Source organism: Leifsonia sp. NPDC056665, assembly GCF_042791795.1.
Taxonomy (GTDB): Bacteria; Actinomycetota; Actinomycetes; order Actinomycetales; family Microbacteriaceae; genus Leifsonia.
Window position 1 is genome coordinate 1 of sequence record NZ_JBHTXK010000033.1, and the last position, 19,703, is coordinate 19,703.

General features: G+C 71.3%; 14 protein-coding genes. 3 read left to right on the plus strand and 11 right to left on the minus strand.

Going from position 1 to position 19,703, the window contains the following annotated elements; genetic code table 11:
- Nucleotides 1–70: 70 nt before the first annotated feature.
- On the minus strand, nt 71–2,512 hold the full coding sequence (locus ACFQ9V_RS19380; RefSeq protein WP_382460750.1) for a phosphoketolase: 2,442 nt from the start codon (nt 2,510–2,512) through the stop codon (nt 71–73).
- Between the two features lie 38 nt (nt 2,513–2,550).
- Between ACFQ9V_RS19380 and ACFQ9V_RS19385 the strand changes: the two genes are divergently transcribed.
- From ACFQ9V_RS19385 to ACFQ9V_RS19395, 3 genes are all read left to right on the plus strand, one after another.
- Complete coding sequence (locus tag ACFQ9V_RS19385; RefSeq protein WP_382460751.1) at nt 2,551–3,396, plus strand: alpha/beta fold hydrolase; 846 nt, start codon at nt 2,551–2,553, stop codon at nt 3,394–3,396.
- Between the two features lie 10 nt (nt 3,397–3,406).
- Nucleotides 3,407–3,991 (plus strand): GNAT family N-acetyltransferase, encoded by a 585-nt coding sequence (locus tag ACFQ9V_RS19390; RefSeq protein WP_382460752.1) that lies wholly within the window; start codon nt 3,407–3,409, stop codon nt 3,989–3,991.
- A 78-nt stretch (nt 3,992–4,069) separates the two neighbouring features.
- On the plus strand, nt 4,070–4,957 hold the full coding sequence (locus ACFQ9V_RS19395; RefSeq protein ID WP_382460753.1) for a DMT family transporter: 888 nt from the start codon (nt 4,070–4,072) through the stop codon (nt 4,955–4,957).
- Nucleotides 4,958–5,026: 69 nt separating this feature from the next.
- Here ACFQ9V_RS19395 and ACFQ9V_RS19400 read toward each other — a convergent pair whose 3' ends face one another.
- From ACFQ9V_RS19400 to trpC, 10 genes are all read right to left on the minus strand, one after another.
- A complete protein-coding gene (locus ACFQ9V_RS19400) occupies nt 5,027–5,926 on the minus strand; it encodes an ABC transporter permease (protein ID WP_382460754.1) in 900 nt (299 codons plus the stop codon).
- Nucleotides 5,913–6,851, minus strand: coding sequence for an ABC transporter ATP-binding protein (locus ACFQ9V_RS19405; protein ID WP_382460755.1), 939 nt, complete (start codon nt 6,849–6,851; stop codon nt 5,913–5,915). The genes ACFQ9V_RS19400 and ACFQ9V_RS19405 overlap by 14 nt, the downstream gene beginning before the upstream one ends.
- Nucleotides 6,852–6,861: 10 nt before the next feature.
- Entirely contained in the window at nt 6,862–7,938 is a 1,077-nt protein-coding gene (locus ACFQ9V_RS19410) for an outer membrane lipoprotein carrier protein LolA (protein ID WP_382460756.1), read from the minus strand.
- A 132-nt stretch (nt 7,939–8,070) separates the two neighbouring features.
- Nucleotides 8,071–9,486, minus strand: a complete 1,416-nt coding sequence (gene pyk, locus ACFQ9V_RS19415; RefSeq protein WP_382460757.1) for a pyruvate kinase — start codon at nt 9,484–9,486, stop codon at nt 8,071–8,073.
- Between the two features lie 61 nt (nt 9,487–9,547).
- Entirely contained in the window at nt 9,548–11,005 is a 1,458-nt protein-coding gene (locus ACFQ9V_RS19420) for a glutamate synthase subunit beta (protein WP_382460758.1), read from the minus strand.
- Nucleotides 10,998–15,593 (minus strand): glutamate synthase large subunit, encoded by a 4,596-nt coding sequence (gltB, locus tag ACFQ9V_RS19425; RefSeq protein WP_382460759.1) that lies wholly within the window; start codon nt 15,591–15,593, stop codon nt 10,998–11,000. The genes ACFQ9V_RS19420 and gltB overlap by 8 nt, the downstream gene beginning before the upstream one ends.
- Nucleotides 15,594–15,774: 181 nt before the next feature.
- Nucleotides 15,775–16,782: a prolipoprotein diacylglyceryl transferase gene (lgt, locus tag ACFQ9V_RS19430; RefSeq protein ID WP_370053694.1), complete on the minus strand. Its 1,008-nt coding sequence runs from the start codon at nt 16,780–16,782 to the stop codon at nt 15,775–15,777.
- Nucleotides 16,783–16,927: 145 nt separating this feature from the next.
- A complete protein-coding gene (gene trpA, locus ACFQ9V_RS19435; RefSeq protein ID WP_382460760.1) occupies nt 16,928–17,725 on the minus strand; it encodes a tryptophan synthase subunit alpha in 798 nt (265 codons plus the stop codon).
- Nucleotides 17,722–18,933, minus strand: coding sequence for a tryptophan synthase subunit beta (gene trpB / locus ACFQ9V_RS19440; protein WP_382460761.1), 1,212 nt, complete (start codon nt 18,931–18,933; stop codon nt 17,722–17,724). The genes trpA and trpB overlap by 4 nt, the downstream gene beginning before the upstream one ends.
- Nucleotides 18,933–19,703 (minus strand): indole-3-glycerol phosphate synthase TrpC, encoded by a 771-nt coding sequence (gene trpC, locus ACFQ9V_RS19445; protein WP_382460762.1) that lies wholly within the window; start codon nt 19,701–19,703, stop codon nt 18,933–18,935. Before trpC ends, trpB begins: the two co-directional genes overlap by 1 nt.

Sequence of the window (19,703 nt, forward strand, 5' to 3'; positions counted from 1 at the left end):
GGGCACGTAAACGCCCCTAAAACGCACTTTTAGGGGCGTTTACGTGCCCCTCGGCGGGATGTGGCGGGCGTCAGTCGTTGTCTCCGCCGGTGGTGTCGATGCGGGACGTGCGCGCGGAGCCGCCCCAGCGCCATTCGGCGACGGCGGGGATGTCCTCGCCGTGGTCGCGCGTGTACTGCCGCGCGTGCAGCCGCGCGTCCACAATCTCCTGGCGGAAGGCCGCCTCCCGCGCCGCCAGCCCCGGCACCCGGTCGAGCACGTCGATCACCAGGTGGTACCGGTCGAGGTCGTTGAGCATCACCATGTCGAACGGCGTGGTGGTCGTGCCCTCCTCCTTGTAGCCGCGGACGTGGAGGTTGTCGTGGCCGGCCCGGCGGTAGGTGAGCCGGTGGATCAGCCACGGGTAGCCGTGATACGCGAAGATCACCGGCTTGTCCGTCGTGAACAGCGCGTCGTACTCGCGGTCGTTCATCCCGTGGGGGTGCTCGCCCTCGCTCTGCAGGCGCATCAGGTCCACGACGTTCACGACCCGCACCACCAGGTCCGGCAGCCGGCGGCGTAGGATGTCGGCCGCGGCCAGCACCTCCAGGGTCGGGATGTCGCCCGCGCAGCCCAGCACCACGTCCGGCTCCTCGCCCTCCCGCTCGGTCCCCGCCCAGTCGAAGACGCCGATCCCACGCGTGCAGTGCGCGATCGCGTCCGGCATGCTCAGCCAGTTCGGTGACGGCTGCTTGCCCGCGACCACCACGTTCACGTAGTCGACCGAGCGCAGGCAGTGGTCGTACGTCGACAGCAGCGTGTTCGCGTCGAACGGCAGGTAGACGCGCACGATGTCGGCCTTCTTGTTCATCACGTGGTCGATGAAGCCGGGGTCCTGGTGGGAGGCGCCGTTGTGGTCCTGCCGCCAGACGTGCGAGCTGAGCAGGTAGTTGAGCGAGGCGATCGGCCGCCGCCACGGGATGTCCCGCGAGCCCTTCAGCCACTTGGCGTGCTGGTTGAACATCGAGTCCACGATGTGGATGAACGCCTCGTACGAGGTCAGCACCCCGTGCCGCCCGGTCAGCAGGTAGCCCTCGAGCCAGCCCTGGCACTGGTGCTCGCTCAACACCTCCATCACCCGGCCGCTCGGCGCGAGGTGGTTGTCGGAGTCGATGGGCAGGTATTCGGCGTTCCACTGCTTGCCGGTGACCTCGTAGACGTCCTGGAGGCGGTTGGAGGCCGTCTCGTCCGGGCCGAACAGCCGGAAGTCGTCCGGGTTGTCGGCCATCACGTCCCGCAGCCAGCCGCCGAGCACCTTGGTGGCCTCGGCGACGGTCTCCCCCGGCGCCGGAACGTCGACGGCGTAGTCGCGGAAGTCGGGCAGCCGCAGGTCCTGCCGCAGCAGGCCGCCGTTCGCGACCGGGTTGGCGCTCATCCGGCGCTCGCCCTCCGGCGCGTGCGACGCGATCAGCGGGACGGGCGCACCCGACTCGTCGAACAGCTCCTCCGGGCGGTAGGACAGCAGCCAGTCCTCCAGCAGTCGCGTGTGCGCCTCGGTGTCGCGGGCGTCGGCGAGCGGGACCTGGTGCGAGCGCCAGTTGTCCTCCGCCGGGTGGCCGTCGATCACCTTCGGGCAGGTCCAGCCCTTGGGCGTGCGGAGGATGAGCATCGGCCAGGCGGGACGGTCGACCAGGTCGCCGGACTCCGCCGCCGCCTTGATCTCGGCGATCCGGTCGAGGATCTCGTCCAGCGTCGCCGCCATTCGCTTGTGCACCTCGCGGGGGTCCTCGCCGTCGAACCCGCCGGAGACGAGGAAGGGCGCGTAGCCGTAGCCGCGCATCAGGTCCAGCAGTTCGGCCTCCGGGATGCGCGCCAGCACCGTCGGGTTGGCGATCTTGTAACCGTTGAGGTGCAGGATCGGGAGGACGACGCCGTCGGCCTTCGGGTTCAGGAACTTGTTGGAGTGCCAGGCCGTCGCGAGCGGCCCGGTCTCGGCCTCCCCGTCGCCGACCACGGCCGCGACCAGCAGCTTCGGGTTGTCGAACGCGGCCCCGTAGGCGTGCGAGAGCGAGTAGCCGAGCTCGCCGCCCTCGTGGATGCTGCCCGGCGTCTCCGGCGCCGCGTGCGACGGGATGCCGCCGGGGAACGAGAACTGCCGGAACAGCTTCCGCAGCCCGTCCTCGCTCCGGTCGATGCCGCTGTAGACCTCGCTGTAGGTGCCGTCCAGGTAGGCGCCGGCTACCACCCCCGGTCCGCCGTGGCCGGGGCCGGCGACGAAGATCGTGTCGAGGTCGCGCTGCCGGATCGCCCGGTTCAGATGCGCGTAGAGGAAGTTGAGGCCAGGGGTGGTGCCCCAGTGCCCGAGCAGGCGCGGCTTGATGTCGTCGCGCGAGAGCGGCCGACGCAGCAGCGGGTTGTCGAGGAGGTAGATCTGGCCGACGGAGAGATAGTTGGCGGCGCGCCACCAGGCGTCGAGCTGATCGAGGTCGGATTCGGAGAGGACGGATGCTGACGCGTTCGGAGAGTCGCTCACGCGGGAATCCTACGAGCGGTCCGCTCCGAAGAACAGGTGTGGAAACCTCCCTCATCGACACCGCCCTCGGACCCGTGACCGTGCGTCACACACGGGTCGTCTCGGGGACGGCCACCATCCTGCTGCACGGGGCGGCCGGATCGTGGACGACCTGGCTGCCCGCGATCGAGGCGGCGGGCGGAGCGGAGGCGACCGACGACCTCGTGGTGCCCGACCTCCCGGGCTGGGGCGACTCGCCCGCCTTGACGGCCGAGCTGAGCCCGGAGTCGCTCGCCCGGGCGGTCGCGACGGTCGCCCGTGCGCTCGGCTATCGCCGCTGGCGGGTCGTCGGTCACTCGATGGGCGGCTTCATCGCGCTCGAACTGGCTGTCCTGGAGCCCGCGGCGACCGTCTCGGTGCTGCTGGTCTCCGCGACGACCTTGGGCGGCCGCGGCGACCGGCTGGGGCGCGCCGGGCTCGTCGGCGCGGCGCCGTCGCTCGCCCTGATGCTCGCCGGGATGCGGCTGCTCGCGGCCGCAGGCGCGGCGGCGGCCCCGTTCGTCCGCTGGCTCGACCGGCGCCGGTTGCTCGGACTCATGCTGGCGCCGCTGTTCGACGGGCGCCAGCCGGGAGCGGTGCACGAGCTCGCCAGGGACCTCCGCCCGGCCGCCTTCGTCCGCGCGGTCGCGTGCCTGCGGCGGTATCCGGCCGTGGAGCGCTGGTCGAGGATCACGTGCCCGGTCATGGCCGTGCACGGCGACCACGACCTGTTCTCGCCGTCGGACGACGACGCGCGGCTCGCCGGCATCATCCCGCGGTTCGCGACGCTCACGCTTCCCGCGACCGGTCATTTCGGCCACGTCGAGCGGCCGGGAGTCCTCGCGGGTGTCCTCCGCTCGCGGTAGTTTCGGACGCATGACGGACGAGGTGGTCACGGAATCGGTCGACGCGTCGACCTGGGGCGAGCTGCAGACGGTGTTCGGCACGAAGGGCGACCCGGCGGGCTGCTGGTGCCAGTGGTTCAAGCTGAGCCGGTCCGATTGGGACGCCGCGACGCGCGAGGAGACGCGGGCCCTCCTGCACGAGCAGGTGGAGGCCGGCTCCCCCGGCGTCATCGCGCGCATCGACGGCGAGCCGGTCGGCTGGGCGGCGGTCGAGCCGTTCTCCGCATACCCGGCGCTCGGCCGGTCGCCGATCACCCGGCGCCGGGAGGGCGACCCGGAGGACGTCTGGGCGGTCACCTGCTTCGTCGTCCGGCTCGAGTATCGCAAGCGCGGCGTCGCCCGGGCGCTGCTGGCCGGCGCGCTCGAGCACGCCAGGCGCCACGGCGCGACGGTCGTGGAGGGCTACCCGGTCGACCCGGAGGCGCGCCCCTCCCTCACCGCCGCCGAGCGCTACCACGGCACCGTCTCGCTCTTCCGCGACGGCGGCTTCGACCTCATCCGCCGCCCCAGCGCCACCCGTGCCATCATGCGCACCACCCTCACCGTCGAGAGGTGAGTAGACGCGGGTATTCCGCGGCGATTTCCGCAGGTAGTCACATTTCGCCGGTCGGGGATTGGCTCTAAGCTCGGTCGAGTGAGTTCGCAGCGCAACCGGGTCGTCGCCGGAGCAGGCACCCAGGTCGCCACCGAGGTCAGCATCAATTTCGGCTCCTCGGTCGCCGGGCTGCTCATCCCGATCGTCGGCTCGCTCGTCGTGGTCGCCGTGCGGCAGCTCGTGACGGCCGTGTGCATCCTGCCGTTCTACCGGCCGAAGCGCGCCGAGCTGACCTGGACCCGGCTCTGGCCGGCGCTCGCGCTCGGCGTGGTGCTGGCCGCGATGAACCTCAGCTTCTACGAGGCGGTCGGCCGGCTCGGGCTCGGGATCGCGGCGACGATCGAGTTCCTCGGCCCGTTCGCGCTGGCGCTGGCGGGCTCCCGTCGGCTGCTGGACGCAGGCTGCGCGGTCGCGGCGGCGGGAGGCGTGCTGCTGCTGACCGCGACGGAGGGCGCCGTCGACCCGATCGGCGTCGTGCTCGCGCTGACGGCCGCGGCCTCCTGGGCGGCGTACATCCTGCTGACCAGGCGGGTGGCGACCGGGCTGCCCGGGCTGGAGGGCCTCAGCGTGGCCAGCGTGGTGGCGACGGTGCTCACGGTGCCGCTCGCGCTCGTCGTGGTCGACTACAGCCGCATCGACTGGCGCGTCGCCGGTCTGCTGCTGACCGCAGGCATCCTGTCCTCGGCCGTGCCCTACAGCCTGGACACGTTCATCCTGCGGCGGATCACCCCGCGGCTCTACGCGGTCATCACGGCGTTCGGGCCGGTGATCGCGACGATCTTCGGCGTCATCGTGCTCGGCGAGCACTTCGCGTTCGTCCAGCTCATCGGCATCGTCATCGTGTGCCTGGCCGCCGGCATCACGATCGCGACGCAGCGCGAGCACCCGCGCTCCGACCTGGAGTCGACGGCCGAGACCATTCCCTGACCACGACCTACCTGACAGGACACGCCGTCTCGCGGGCGGGCCGGGCGGCGTGTCCTGTCAGGTAGCTGGTCAGGACAGGACGTCCTTGGTCAGGAAGCGGCCGATGGCCAGGGCGCCGAAGACCGCGACGTAGCCGGCCTGCAGCCACAGGTTGGACACGAACGAGTCCCAGACCAGCGGCGCGCGCAGGAAGTCGGCGAAGCCGAGCCAGTAGTGGCTGAACAGCCACGGGTGGATGGCGTCGAGCTGCGGGAGCTGGTCCAGCACCTGCGACACCACGGCCAGCACCGCGGTCGCCGCCATCGCTCCGACCGGGACATCGGTCAGCGTGGACAGGAACAGCCCGATCGCGCACATCCCGAGCAGCGACACCACGATGTAGAGCCCGATCAGCAGCAGCCGGACCGCCGCGTCACCGAGGCTCACGACCGTTCCCGACAGCAGCGTCACCGGGCCGATCGGGAACAGCAGCGCGCCGATCAGCGCTCCCGCCAGCGCGACGACCAGTGCCGCGGCGACGCAGAAGACGGCGCAGCCGGCGAACTTCACCGCGAGCAGGCGCAGGCGGCCGGCCGGGGCGATCACGAGGTAGCGCAGCGTGCCGTGGCTCGCCTCCCCCGCGATCGTGTCGCCGGCGACCACGCCGATGGTGAGCGGCAGGAACAGCGGGACGCACACCACCAGCGCGGTGAACGCGACGAAGAGGCCGTTGCTGGTGATCTGCTCGAGGAAGGCCGGTCCTCTGCCCCCTCCGCGCAGCCGCACGGCGACCGCGATGAGGATGGGGACGGCCGCCAGCGCGCCGAGCATCGCCCAGGTGCGCCAGCGGCGGAACATCACCGACAGCTCGGAGCCCAGCAGCGCCCAGCCCGCGGAGGGCCTGGCGCGGCGCGCGCCGAGCGACGCCACCGCGGGTGCCGCTGTCGTCGCCGCGACCTCCCCGACCGGGACCGCCTCACTGCTCGACATCGAAGCCCTCCCCGGTCAGCTCCACGAAGCGCTCCTCCAGGCTGGACGACCGCACCGCGAAGCCGCGGAGCCGCACGCCCGCGCCGACCAGGCTCGCGGCGAGGTCCTCCACGGCAGGCGAGCCCTCGGTGAGCGCCGCCTCAACGCCGTCGCCGCCGGTCTCCGGAGCGAGCCCGGCGCGCACGAGCACCTCGGCGGCCGCGGCGCGATCCGGCGTCGTCACGCTCAGCCGAGGGCTGGAGGCACTGCGCAGCTCGTCCAGCGAGCCCTGCGCGACCAGCCGGCCGGTGCGCATGATCGCCGCGTGCGTGCAGATCTGCTCGATCTCCGCCAGCAGATGGCTGGAGACGAACACGGTCCTGCCCTCGTCGGCGAGCGAGCGGACCAGGTTGCGCACCTCGCGCGTGCCCTGCGGGTCCAGCCCGTTGGTCGGCTCGTCCAGCACCAGGAGGTCGCGGTCGGTGAGCAGGGCGCCGGCGATGCCGAGACGCTGCTTCATGCCGAGCGAGTAGGTGCGCACGTGCTTGCCCGCGGCGTGCGTGAGCCCGACGCGGTCGAGCGCGGCGGCCACGCGCGCCGAGCGGGTCGTGCCCGGCGCGTACCGGTCGGCGGTGTCGCGCCGGACGAGGTTCGCCGTCCCGGACAGGTAGGGCGCGAACGACGGGCCCTCGACCAGCGCGCCGACGCGCGGCAGCACCGTCGCGCCGCGGTCGGGCATGGCCTCCCCGAGCAGGTCGATCGAGCCCGCGGACGGCGAGATCAGCCCCAGCAGCATCCGGATGGTCGTGGTCTTGCCCGAGCCGTTCGGCCCGAGGAAGCCGAAGACCGACCCGCGCGGCACCGACAGGCTGAGCCCGTCCACGACGGCGCGCCCGCGGAAACGCTTGGTCAGCCCGCTCGTCGCGATGGCGGCGGCGTCGCTCACCGGTCGTCGCTCACTGAGCGGCGGCCTGGAGCGCGGAGACCGGGACGGCGCCCGCGAGCAGCCGCCCGTCCGCCGTCACCAGCACCGACACCAGCGAGGTCGACAGCGCACGGCCTCCGCCGACGGACTGGGTGAGCTGGGCGACAAGCGGGTCGGCCAGCGCCTGCGCCGGCACCGTGCCGGCCGGGAGGCTGACGATCGTCGCCCAGCCGGTGCCCGTGACGGTCGGCTTCGGCCGGTTCGCCCCGGTCGCGTGCTCGCCCGTCTTCGGCGTCTGCTCGGTGACCGTCGCGCCCTTCGGCGGGGTGAACGAGAAGACGCTCGCGTCGGGGGCGCCCGGCGTGAAGTCGCTGAACCCGGCCTGGAACGACGGCGAGGACGCGCCGCGTGCGGTCACCTGGACCTGCAGCGGGAGTCCGGTCTGGCCGTCCACCGCGATGGACACCGAGCCCACCAGGGTGGCGTCGGTGCGCGGCGTCAGCACCAGGTCGTAGGCGTCACGGTTCGCGACCTTCGTGTTCGCGCCGAGGGTGACCTTCGTGGAGGGGTCGACGGCGGCGAGGAACTTCTCGGCCAGCGCCTGCGGCGTGGTCGCCGTGGCGTCAGGGCTCGCCGTGGCGTCAGGGGTCGGCGTCTCCGTCGCGCCGCTCTTCGCGTGCGCCGGGACGGTCGCGTGAGTGACCGACTGGTCGCTCGACTGGTAGAGCCAGACGTCCGAGCCGTTGCGGATGACGTCGCGCTCGGCGAGCTGGTCGAGGAGCTGCACGCGCACCTTGGTCGGGCCGTCGACGTACACCTTGGCGGTGTGGTCGCCCATCAGCAGCGAGAGCGTGCTCGCGATGGAGCTGTCCGTGCTGGAGGACCCGCCTCCCATCTTCGGGATGCTGGGCAGCCCCAGGTCGGAGGTCTGCTGGACCGTGCCGGAGAAGGCCTTGGTGTCGCTCGACGCGACCAGCCGGAGGACGTCCGACGGCGACTTCACGGGCAGGTCGGCCGCACCCGCGGCGAGCGGGATGGCGATCGCGCCCGCGGCGATGGCGGCGGGGACGACGATGGCCGGGAGCCAGCGGATCAGGCGGTGCTTCATAGTCCCGAGGATACGCTCGGGACTCCCCCGCCGACCCTTCCGATTAGCCGGGAGAGCCTGAAATCATCCCCTGGTATGACACGCCCGATGACACGCAGAAGGCCCCGCCGAAGCGGGGCCTCCTCATCCGCCCTAGAGGACGTCGCCGACCTTGTGGACGCGGATGTCGTTGGTGGTTCCGGGGATCCCGGGAGGGGAGCCGGAGATGATGATGACCTTGTCGCCGTTCCCGGCGAGGCCCCCCGACTTCAGGGCCTCGTCCACCTGTGCGACCATCTGGTCGGTGTGGGTGACGCGGTCCACGACGAACGACTCGACGCCCCAGAACAGGGACATCCGGCGGCGCACCGACTCCTCCGGCGTGAACGCCAGGATCGGGATCTTGTTCCGCAGGCGGGCCATCCGGCGGGCCGACTCGCCCGACTCGGTGAACACGCAGAGGTACTTGGCCTCCACGAAGTCGGCGACCTCCACGGCGGCCAGCGTGATCGCGCCCGACTGGGTGCGCGGGCGGGTGCCGAGCGGGAGGATGCGGTCGAGGCCGTGCTCCTCGGTCGAGGTGACGATGCGGGCCATGGTGGCCACGGTGATCGCCGGGTACTCGCCGACGCTCGTCTCGCCGGAGAGCATCACCGCGTCGGCGCCGTCGAGGACGGCGTTGGCGACGTCGGAGGTCTCCGCGCGGGTCGGGACCGGGCTGGAGATCATCGACTCGAGCATCTGCGTCGCGACGATGACCGGCTTCGCCGCGCGGCGGGCCAGCTCGACCGCGCGCTTCTGCACGATCGGGACGGCCTCCAGCGGGAGCTCCACACCGAGGTCGCCACGGGCGACCATGATGGCGTCGAACGCCTCGATGATCTCCTCCAGCGCCTCGACGGCCTGCGGCTTCTCGATCTTGGCGACGACGGGGACCTTGCGGCCCTCCTCCGCCATGATCTCGTGCACGCGCTCGATGTCGGCGGCGTTGCGCACGAACGACAGCGCGATGATGTCGGCGCCGAGCTTGAGGCCCCAGCGCAGGTCCGCCTCGTCCTTCTCGGACAGCGCGGGCACGTTGACCGCGACGCCGGGGAGGTTGATGCCCTTGTTGTTGGACACCGGGCCGGCGACGATGACCTCGGTCGTCACGACGTTGCCCTCGACCTCGACGACGCGCACGCGCACCTTGCCGTCGTCGATCAGCAGGTAGTCGCCCGCCTTGACGTCGTTGGGCAGGCCCTTGAACGTCGTGGAGGAGATCTCCTTGGTGCCGATGATGTCGTCGGTGGTGATCTTGAAGATGTCGCCCTCGGCGAGATCGTAGGGACCCGCCTCGAACTTGCCGAGACGGATCTTGGGACCCTGGAGGTCGACAAGGACCGCGACCGGCTTTCCCGCGTCGTCGGCGGCCTTGCGCACGTTGGCGTAGACCCCCTCGTGCACGTCGTAGCTGCCGTGGCTCAGATTCATCCGAGCGACGTCAACGCCCGCGTCGATGATGGCGCGGATATTGTCGTAGCTGGAGGTCGCCGGACCGAGGGTCGCGACGATTTTCGCCCTTCTCATGGGTTTCTCAATGCTCCGTGATTCTCGCACCCCTGACGGCGCGTTCTCGTGGTGGAGGGGATCAGACAAGGATGCCGCGATCCGTGGGGCGGACCGGCGACGGCAATTCCGTCTCCCCTTCAAGATACCGGTCGACGGCGGCTGCCGCTGCCCGGCCCTCTGCGATGGCCCAGACGATGAGCGACTGCCCGCGGCCCGCGTCGCCGGCGACGAACACACCGGCCTCGCTGGTCTGGTAGTCGCCGTCGCGGGTCACGTTACCCCGGTCGTCGAACGGGAGGCCGAGCTGGGCGCCCAGGTCCTCCTGCTCCGGACCGGTGAATCCGAGCGCGAGGAGGACGAGGTCCGCAGGGATCTCGCGCTCCGTGCCCGCCTTCGGCACGCGACGGCCGTCGAGGTACTCGGTCTCCGCGACGCGGAGGGCCTTCACCTCGCCGAACTCGTTCGCGAGGAACTCGACGGTGGAGGCGAGGTACTCGCGCGCCCCGCCCTCCTCGTGCGCGCTCTGCACCTCGAACAGCGTCGGCGTCATCGGCCACGGCTGGTGCGCAGGGCGCTCCGCCGGCGGCTGCTTGCCGATCGCGAGGTTGGTCACGCTGGCCGCGCCCTGACGGTGCGCGGTGCCGATGCAGTCCGCGCCGGTGTCGCCGCCGCCGAGCACGATGACGTGCTTGCCGTCCGCCGTGAGCTGGTCGGCGATCGTGTCGCCGGCGCCCGCCTTGTTCTGCTGGACGAGGTACTCCATCGCGAAGTGCACGCCCGCGAGGTCGCGGCCCGGGATCGGGAGGTCCCGCGGGACCATCGCGCCGGTGGCGACCACGACGGCGTCGTAGCGCGCCCGCAGGTCGTCCCAGGCGATGTCGACGCCGATGTTCACGCCGGCGCGGAAGCGGGTGCCCTCGGCCATCATCTGGTTCAGGCGCGCCTCGAGGTGCTTCTTCTCCATCTTGAAGTCCGGGATGCCGTAGCGCAGCAGGCCGCCGATGCGGTCGTCACGCTCGTATACGGCCACCGTGTGGCCGGCGCGCGTGAGCTGCTGGGCCGCGGCGAGCCCCGCCGGGCCGGAGCCGACGACCGCGACGGTCTTGCCGGTGAGGCGCTCCGGCGGGTGCGGCTGCACCCAGCCGTTCTGCCAGGCCTGGTCGATGATCGAGACCTCGACCTGCTTGATCGTCACGGCGGGCTGGTTGATGCCGAGCACGCACGACGACTCGCACGGCGCCGGGCAGAGCCGGCCGGTGAACTCCGGGAAGTTGTTGGTCGCGTGCAGGCGCTCGATGGCCTGGCGGCCCTCCCCGCGCCACATCAGGTCGTTCCACTCCGGGATCAGGTTGCCGAGCGGGCAGCCCTGGTGGCAGAACGGGATGCCGCAGTCCATGCAGCGCCCGGCCTGGCGGCGGAGCTGTGCAGGGTCGCCGGCCTCGTAGACCTCTTTCCAGTCCATGAGGCGCACGGAGACCGGTCGCCGCTTGGGGAGCTCGCGCTCCGTCGTCTTCAAGAAACCCTTCGGGTCAGCCACCGGTCACCTCCAGAATCCGATTCCACACAATGTCGCCGTCGGGGTCGAGTCCCTCGTCGACGGCCTCCTGACGCATCTGCAGCACGGCCGCGTAGTCGCGCGGCAGCACCTTGACGAACTTCGCCATCGTGGCGTCGACGTCGGCGAGCATCCGCTCGGCGAGCGCCGAGCCGGTCTCCGCGAAGTGCTTCTCCAGCAGGTCGCGCACGATCTCGATGTCGGCGCTGCCGAGCGGCAGCAGCTCCAGCTCGCCGGTCGCCAGAGCGTCGCGGTTGACGCGCTCGCGCTTCAGGTCGTACACGTACGCGGTTCCGCCGGACATGCCGGCGCCCAGGTTGCGGCCGGTGCCGCCCAGGATGACCGCGAGGCCGCCCGTCATGTACTCCAGCGCGTGGTCGCCCACGCCCTCCACGACCGCCGTGGCGCCCGAGTTGCGGACCAGGAAGCGCTCGCCCACGATGCCGCGGATGAACATGCTGCCCTGCGTCGCGCCGTAGCCGATCACGTTGCCCGCGATGACGTTGCGCTCGGCGGGGAAGACGCTGCCCTGCGGTGGCCGCACGACGATCTGGCCGCCGGAGAGGCCCTTGCCGACGTAGTCGTTGGAGTCGCCCTCCAGCCGCAGCGTGATGCCCGCGGGGAGGAACGCGCCCAGCGACTGGCCGGCGGAGCCCGTCAGCGTGATGTCGATGGTGCCGGTCGGGAGGCCGTTCTCGCCGTGGCGGGCCGTCACCTCGTGACCGAGCATGGTGCCGACGGCGCGCTCGGTGTTGCGGATCGGCAGCGACAGCGTGAGCGACGCGCCCTCCGAGCCGGGATGGGCGGACGCCAGCACGTCGTGCGCGGCCTGGATGAGCTGGTTGTCGAAGTGCTGGTCCAGCTCGTGGTCCTGGGCGCGTCCGTTCTTGCGCGGAGCGGACTCCGGGAACTCCGGGCCGCGCAGGATCGGCGTGAGGTCCATGCCGGACGCCTTCCAGTGCTCGATCGCGCGGTCGGCGTCGAGCAGCTCGGGGTGGCCGATGGCCTCGTCCAGGCTGCGGAAGCCGAGCTCGGCGAGGTACTCGCGCACCTCCTGGGCGATGAACTCGAAGAAGTTGACGACGAACTCCGGCTTGCCCGAGAACCGCGAGCGGAGCTCCGGGTTCTGGGTGGCGACGCCGACCGGGCAGGTGTCGAGGTGGCAGACGCGCATCATGACGCAGCCGGAGACCACCAGCGGCGCCGTCGCGAAGCCGAACTCCTCGGCCCCGAGCAGCGCGCCGACGATGACGTCGCGGCCGGTCTTGAGCTGGCCGTCCACCTGCACCACGACGCGCTCGCGCATGCCGTTGAGCATCAGCGTCTGCTGGGTCTCGGCGAGGCCCAGCTCCCAAGGCGTGCCCGCGTGCTTGAGCGAGTTGACCGGGGACGCGCCCGTGCCGCCGTCGTGGCCGGAGACCAGGATGACGTCGGCCAGCGCCTTCGCGGTGCCCGCGGCGACCGCGCCGATGCCGGACTCGCTCACCAGCTTCACGTGCACCCGCGCCTGCGGGTTCGCGCGCTTCAGGTCGAAGATGAGCTGCTTGAGGTCCTCGATCGAGTAGATGTCGTGGTGCGGCGGCGGCGAGATGAGCCCGACGCCGGCCGTGGCGTGCCGGGTGCGCGCGACCCACGGGTAGACCTTGGTCGGCGGGAGCTGGCCGCCCTCGCCGGGCTTGGCGCCCTGAGCGAGCTTGATCTGGATGTCGTCGGCGTGGGTCAGGTACATCGACGTGACGCCGAACCGGCCGGACGCGACCTGCTTGATCGCGCTGCGCCGCTCCGGGTCGAGCAGGCGGTCGAGGTCCTCGCCGCCCTCACCGGTGTTCGACTTCGCGCCGAGCCGGTTCATCGCGATGGCGAGGGTCTCGTGCGCCTCCTTGGAGATAGAGCCATAGCTCATCGCTCCCGTGGAGAAGCGCTTGACGATGGACTCCACGGGCTCGACCTCGTCGATCGGCACCGCCGGGCGGTCGCCGATGCGCAGCGCGAACATCCCGCGCAGCGTCATCAGCGACTCGGCCTGGTCGTCCACCAGCTTGGTGTACTCGCGGAAGACGTCGTAGCGGCGCGTGCGCGTGGAGTGCTGCAGGCGGAACACCGTCTCCGGGTTGAAGAGGTGCGGCGAGCCGTCACGGCGCCACTGGTACTCGCCGCCTGTCTCCAGCCGCTCGTGCGCGAGGATGGCGCCCTCCGGCGGGTAGGCCGCGGTGTGCCGCGCCAGGTTCTCAGCCGCGATGACGTCGATGCCGACGCCGCCGAGCTTGCTCGTGGTTCCGGTGAAGTACTGGCCGACGAACTCCTGGCTGAGGCCGACGGCCTCGAACGCCTGGGCGCCCGCGTACGACGACACGGTCGAGATGCCCATCTTGGACATGATCTTCAGCACGCCCTTGCCGAGCGCCTTGATCACGTTCTTCACGGCCTTCTCGGGCGTGACGTTGGTGATCATCCCGCTGCGGACGAGCTCCTCGCAGGTCTCCATCGCCAGGTACGGGTTGATGGCGGAGGCGCCGTAGCCGATCAGCAGCGCGACGTGGTGCACCTCGCGGACGTCGCCCGCCTCAACGATGAGACCGCACTTCATGCGGTTCTGGGCGCGGATCAGGTGGTGGTGCACGGCCGCGAGCATGAGCAGCGACGGGATGGGCGCGAGGTCCTTGGTGGAGTCGCGGTCGCTCAGCACGATGAACTGGGCGCCGGCCTCGATGGCCTCGTCCACCTCGTCGCACATCTCGGCGAGTCGCGCCTGCATGGCGTCCGGGCCGGCGTCCGAGCGGTACAGGCCGCGCAGGGTCGTCGTCAGCCGGCTGCCCGGCCGCGGGTCGATGTGCTGGATCTTGGCCAGCTCGTCGTTGTCGATCACCGGGAAGTCGAGGACGACCTGGCGGGCGTGCTCCGGGCCGGCACTGAGCAGGTTGCGCTCCGGGCCGAGGCCGAGGGCGAGGGAGGTGACGACCTCCTCGCGGATGGAGTCGAGCGGCGGGTTGGTGACCTGCGCGAACTGCTGCGTGAAGTAGTCGAACAGCAGCCGCGGGCGCTCCGAGAGCACCGCCACAGGGGTGTCCGAGCCCATCGCGCCGAGCGGCTCAGCGCCCGTCGTCGCCATCGGCCGGAGCAGGACGCGCACCTCCTCCTCGGTGTAGCCGAAGGTGCGCTGGCGGCGGGTGACGGAGGCCGGGGTGTGCACGATGTGCTCGCGCTCCGGGAGGTCCTTGAGGTTGATCCGGCCGTCGGCGAGCCACTCGCCGTACGGTGCGCCCGCGGCGAGCTCCGACTTGATCTCGTCGTCCTCGATCAGGCGGCCGGCGACGGTGTCCACCAGGAACATCCGGCCGGGGCGCAGGCGGCCCTTGCGCACGACGCGGCTCGGCTCGATGTCGAGCACGCCGATCTCGGAAGCCAGCACCACCAGGCCGTCGTTGGTGACGACGTAGCGTCCGGGACGCAGGCCGTTGCGGTCGAGCGTCGCGCCGACGACCGAGCCGTCGGTGAACACGATCGCCGCCGGACCGTCCCACGGCTCCATGAGCATCGAGTGGTACTCGTAGAAGTCGCGGCGCACCGGGTCGATCTCGGTCTGGTTCTCCCAGGCCTCCGGAACCATCATCATGACGGCGTGCGGCAGCGACCGGCCGGTGAGCGAGATGAGCTCCACGACCTCGTCGAACGACGCCGAGTCGGAGGCGCCGGGCGTCACGATCGGCAGCACGGGCGACAGGTCGCCGAGCAGCTCGCTCTCGAGCTGCGACTGCCGGGCGCGCATCCAGTTGCGGTTGCCCGAGACCGTGTTGATCTCGCCGTTGTGCGCGATCATCCGGAACGGCTGCGCGAGCGGCCACGACGGGAACGTGTTGGTGGAGTACCGCGAGTGCACCAGCGCCAGCTTGGACGCGAAGCGCTGGTCGGAGAGGTCGGGGTAGAACGGCTCGAGCTGGAGGGTCGTGACCATGCCCTTGTAGACCATCGTGCGACTGGACAGCGACGAGAAGTACAGGTCGAGCTCGCGCTCGGCGCGCTTGCGCAGGAAGAACGTCAACCGGTCGAGCGCGATGCCGGCGACCGGCTCGCCGTTCTCGTCAGTGCGGGTGCTCCCTACGAACAGCTGCTCGATGACCGGCATGGCGTCGCGCGCCAGGTTGCCGAGTTCCTCGGGGCGCACCGGGACCGGACGCCAGCCCAGCACGGTGAGGTCGTGCTCGGCCGCGATCGTCTCGACGGCCGCCTTCACGGCGTCGCGGGCGTCGGCGTCGTTCGGCAGGAACGCGTTGCCCACCGCGTAGCGGCCTGCGCCGGGCAGGTCGAGCCCGGAGACCGCGCGCAGGAACGCGTCGGGGATCTGCGTGATGATGCCCGCGCCGTCGCCGGTGCCGGCGTCGGAGCCGACCGCGCCGCGGTGCTCCAGGTGGCGCAGCGCCTCGAGCGCCGCGTCGATGATGTCGTGACCGGCGGTGCCGCGGAGCGTGGCGACCATGGCGAGGCCGCACGCGTCCTTCTCGGCGGCGGGGTCGTAGAGACCCTGCTTTCCGGGAACCGTGCTGAACCGGGAATGGGGAGGCGTGACCGCCATGTTTCGACCGTCCTCACAGTGTCGTGGATGTGGGGAGTGGAGTGCGGGGACGCCTTCGGCCCGATGCTGGGAGGTTCCGCCGCAACTGCGCCGGGCTTGTGTGCGGCCCGGGGGTCGGTGCGGTCAGGTAGTGCTTATGGGATCAGCCTCTACGGGGTGGGTTGTTCTGAGCCGGCGGAGGTCATCCGCGCGACGGGCTTGTGGCCTTGGCTCCGGCGGACGCGGTGGGCTCTCCGTCGCCATCGACGAAGTCCTCGTCGTCCGAGTCCGTGTCGTCAGAGTCTACCTCAGCATCGGGGCGAACCCATTCACGGCCCGTGTGGTACACGCTCGGCTCGAGTCCGGGGTGGCGGCGGGACTGGACGATGAAGATCACGACGCCGAGGACGACCGCGGCGAAGGCGGCCCACACGTTGCTCGGGATGCCGAGGAACGTGAACTCGCTCGGGTCGATGCGGATCGACTCCAGGTAGGAACGGCCGACGCCGTACCAGATGAGGTAGACGGCGAGCGTCTTGCCCCACTGCAGCCGGAACTTGCGCTCCAGGTACAGGATGACGATGACGCCGATGACGTTCCAGATGATCTCGTAGAGGAACAGCGGCTGGAACAGCGTGTTGTCCGGCAGGCCGACCGGGATGGCCTTGTTGCCCGAGTCGATCTGCAGGCCCCAGGGCAGGTTGGTCGGGAGGCCGAACAGCTCCTGGTTGAAGTAGTTGCCGAGGCGGCCGATCGCCTGGGCGAGCAGCAGCCCGGGCGCGAGGGCGTCGGCGACGCTCCAGAACCGCAGGCCGCTGATGCGGCAGGCGATCCAGATGCCGAATGCGCCGCCGATGAGCGCGCCGAAGATGGCGTTTCCGCCCTCCCAGATCGCCCAGACGCTGCCGGGCTGGAACGGGTTCCAGGTGTTGTGGCCGGCCGCGAAGTAGTCGCTGGGGTGCGTGACGACGTGGTAGATGCGGGCGCCGATGATGCCGAGCACGACCGCCCAGAGCAGGATGTCGAGGATGACGCCGGGCTCCGCGCCGCGCTTGGTGAGCCGGCGGGAGGTCCACATGGCGGCGATCACGATGCCGATCAGGATCATGATGGCGTAGGTCTGGATGCGCCAGTGCAGACCGAAGATGTCGATCGGGATCTGCTGCCACTCGGGTCCAGGGCTCGGGATGCTGGCGACCCAGCTGCTCATCGTCGCGACCACGCGAAGACTACCTTTCGTATCCGATGGAGTCCGGCGCCGAGTGGCGCACGGCCTCCAGTCTAAGTGTTGGTCGGGGGTGCCCCCGACGCGGCCCGGTCAGGCCGACGCGGCCGAGTCAGGCGCGGCGTCCGGGTCAGGCCGTCGCGCCCTGGCGCACCGTGCCGCGCGCGAGCTCCGCGGCGACCCGTCCGGCCTCCGGGACTCCCCCGTCTGCCAGCGCCTTCACGAGGGCAGAGCCCACGATCGCGCCGTCCGCGTACTCCAGCACCTCGGCGACCTGCGCCGCGCTGGAGATGCCGAGGCCCACGCAGGCGCTGGTGGCGCCCGCGTCGCGCAGCCGGCCGATCAGCGTGCGGGCCGCCGTGTCCACGTCGCTGCGCGCGCCGGTGATGCCCATCGTGGAGACGGCGTAGACGAAGCCGCGGCTGTGCTCGACGGTCGAGCGCAGGCGCGCGTCCGTCGAGGAGGGCGCCGCGAGGAACACCCGGTCGAGCCCTGCGCGCTCGGAGGCGGCCAGCCAGGCCGCTCCCTCGTCGGGGATCAGGTCGGGCGTGATCAGCCCGGCGCCGCCCGCAGCGACCAGGTCGTCCGCGAACCGGTCGACGCCGTACTGCAGCACCGGGTTCCAGTAGGTCATCACCAGCACAGGCACGTCCACGCGCTGCGTGATCTCGCGCACCGCGGTGAAGCCGTCGCGCAGCCGGAAGCCGTTCGAGAGCGCCCGCTGCGTCGCCGCCTGGATGACCGCGCCGTCCATGACGGGGTCGGAGTACGGCAGGCCCAGCTCGATGACGTCGACGCCGTTCTCGGCGAGGGCCACGGCGGCGTCGACGCTGGTCTGCAGGTCGGGGAAGCCGGCCGGGAGGTAGCCGATCAGGGCGCCCGCGGCCTCCGCGTTGCGGCGGGCGATGGTGTCTGCAACACGGCTCACGACTGCACGGCTCCTTCGTCGATCAGGCCGAAGTAGCGTCCGGCGGTCTCCATGTCCTTGTCGCCGCGGCCGCTCAGGTTCACGAGCACGATGCCGTCGGGGCCGAGCTGCGTCCCGAGCTCCAGGGCGCCCGCGAGCGCGTGCGCCGACTCGATCGCCGGGATGATGCCCTCCGTGCGGCTGAGCAGGCGCAGCGCCTCCATCGCGTCCGCGTCCGTCACCGGGAGGTACTCCGCGCGGCCGATCGACGCGAGCCAGGAGTGCTCAGGCCCGACACCGGGGTAGTCGAGCCCGGCGGAGATCGAGTGCGACTCGATGGTCTGGCCGTCCTCGTCCTGCAGCAGCATGCTGCGCGCGCCGTGCAGGACGCCGGGGCGCCCCTTGGTGATGGTCGCGGCGTGCCGCGGCGTCTCCGCGCCCTCGCCGCCGGCCTCGAAGCCGACCAGGCGCACGTCCTCGTCGTCCAGGAACGCGTGGAAGATGCCCATCGCGTTCGAGCCGCCGCCGACGCAGGCCGCGACGGCGTCGGGCAGGCGGCCGGTCAGCGCGAGCACCTGCTCGCGGGCCTCCTCGCCGATGATCTTCTGGAGGTCGCGCACCATCTCCGGGAACGGGTGCGGGCCCGCGACGGTGCCGAAGATGTAGTTGGTGTCCTCGACGTTGGTCACCCAGTCGCGCATCGCGTCGTTGATCGCGTCCTTCAGGGTGCGCGAGCCGGTCTTGACCGCGACGACCTCCGCGCCGAGCAGCCGCATGCGGGCGACGTTCAGAGCCTGGCGCTCGGTGTCGACCTCGCCCATGTAGATGGTGCAGCTCATGCCGAAGAGGGCCGCTGCCGTCGCCGTGGCGACGCCGTGCTGGCCCGCGCCGGTCTCGGCGATCACGCGGGTCTTGCCGATCCGCTTGGTGAGGATGGCCTGGCCGAGCACGTTGTTGATCTTGTGCGAGCCGGTGTGGTTGAGGTCCTCGCGCTTGAGGATCACGCGCGCGCCGCCTGCGTGCGCGGCGAAGCGCGGCACCTCGGTGATGATGCTGGGCCGCCCGGTGTAGCTGCGGTGCAGCTCGTCGAGCTCGGCGTGGAACGCGGGGTCGGCTTTCGCCGCCTCCCACGCCACAGTCAGCTCGTCGAGGGCGGCGACGAGGGACTCGGGCACGAAGCGCCCGCCGAACTCGCCGAAATAGGGTCCGTGTTCAGAACGAAGGGACATCAGGCTCCAAGGAACTGGCCGAGCGTGGCGATCGGGTCGCTCGTGACGAGCGCCTCGCCGACGAGCACGACATCCGCGCCCGCCGCCCGGTAGTGCGCGACGTCGGCGGCCGACTTCACGGCCGACTCCGCCACGCGGATGACGCCGGACGGGTACCGGTCGGCCAGGCGGCCGAACAGGTCGGGGTCCAGCTCGAACGTCGAGAGGTTGCGCGCGTTCACGCCGACCAGCTTCGCGCCGATGTCGAACGCGCGACTCAACTCGTCCTCGGTGTGCGCCTCCACGAGCGCGGTCATGCCGAGGGCGGCGATGAGGTCGTGGAGCTCCACGAGCCGCTGCTGATCGAGCGCGGCGACGATGAGCAGCACGAGGTCGGCCCCGGCGGCACGCGCCTCGAGCACCTGGTAGGGCTCGGCGACGAACTCCTTGCGGAGCACCGGGAGGGTCACCGCGGCGCGGACGGCCTCCAGATCGGCGAGCGATCCCTTGAAGCGGCGCTCCTCGGTGAGGACGCTGATCGCGCTCGCTCCGCCCGTCTCGTAGAGGGCGGCGAGGGCGGCCGGATCGGGGATCTCGGCGAGGTCTCCGCGCGACGGGCTCGCGCGCTTGACCTCGGCGATGATCTTGACCCGCTCTGCGGGCGCGAGCGCCGCGAGCGCGTCGATGGCGGGCTCACGTGCGGCAGCGGCGGCCTCCACGACCGCGTACGGTCGCTCGGTGCGTCGCCGCTCCGCGTCCTCCAGCGCGCCGGCGACGAGGTCGGCGAGCAC

Excerpts from the sequence above, each read along its gene's own strand:
- ACFQ9V_RS19410 (WP_382460756.1), bottom strand. The coding sequence starts at position 7,938 with ATGAAGCACCGCCTGATCCGCTGGCTCCCGGCCATCGTCGTCCCCGCC.
- gltB (WP_382460759.1), bottom strand. The coding sequence starts at position 15,593 with ATGGCGGTCACGCCTCCCCATTCCCGGTTCAGCACGGTTCCCGGAAAG.
- ACFQ9V_RS19390 (WP_382460752.1), top strand. The coding sequence starts at position 3,407 with ATGACGGACGAGGTGGTCACGGAATCGGTCGACGCGTCGACCTGGGGC.
- pyk (WP_382460757.1), bottom strand. The coding sequence starts at position 9,486 with ATGAGAAGGGCGAAAATCGTCGCGACCCTCGGTCCGGCGACCTCCAGC.
- ACFQ9V_RS19400 (WP_382460754.1), bottom strand. The coding sequence starts at position 5,926 with ATGTCGAGCAGTGAGGCGGTCCCGGTCGGGGAGGTCGCGGCGACGACA.
- trpB (WP_382460761.1), bottom strand. The coding sequence starts at position 18,933 with ATGTCCCTTCGTTCTGAACACGGACCCTATTTCGGCGAGTTCGGCGGG.
- lgt (WP_370053694.1), bottom strand. The coding sequence starts at position 16,782 with ATGAGCAGCTGGGTCGCCAGCATCCCGAGCCCTGGACCCGAGTGGCAG.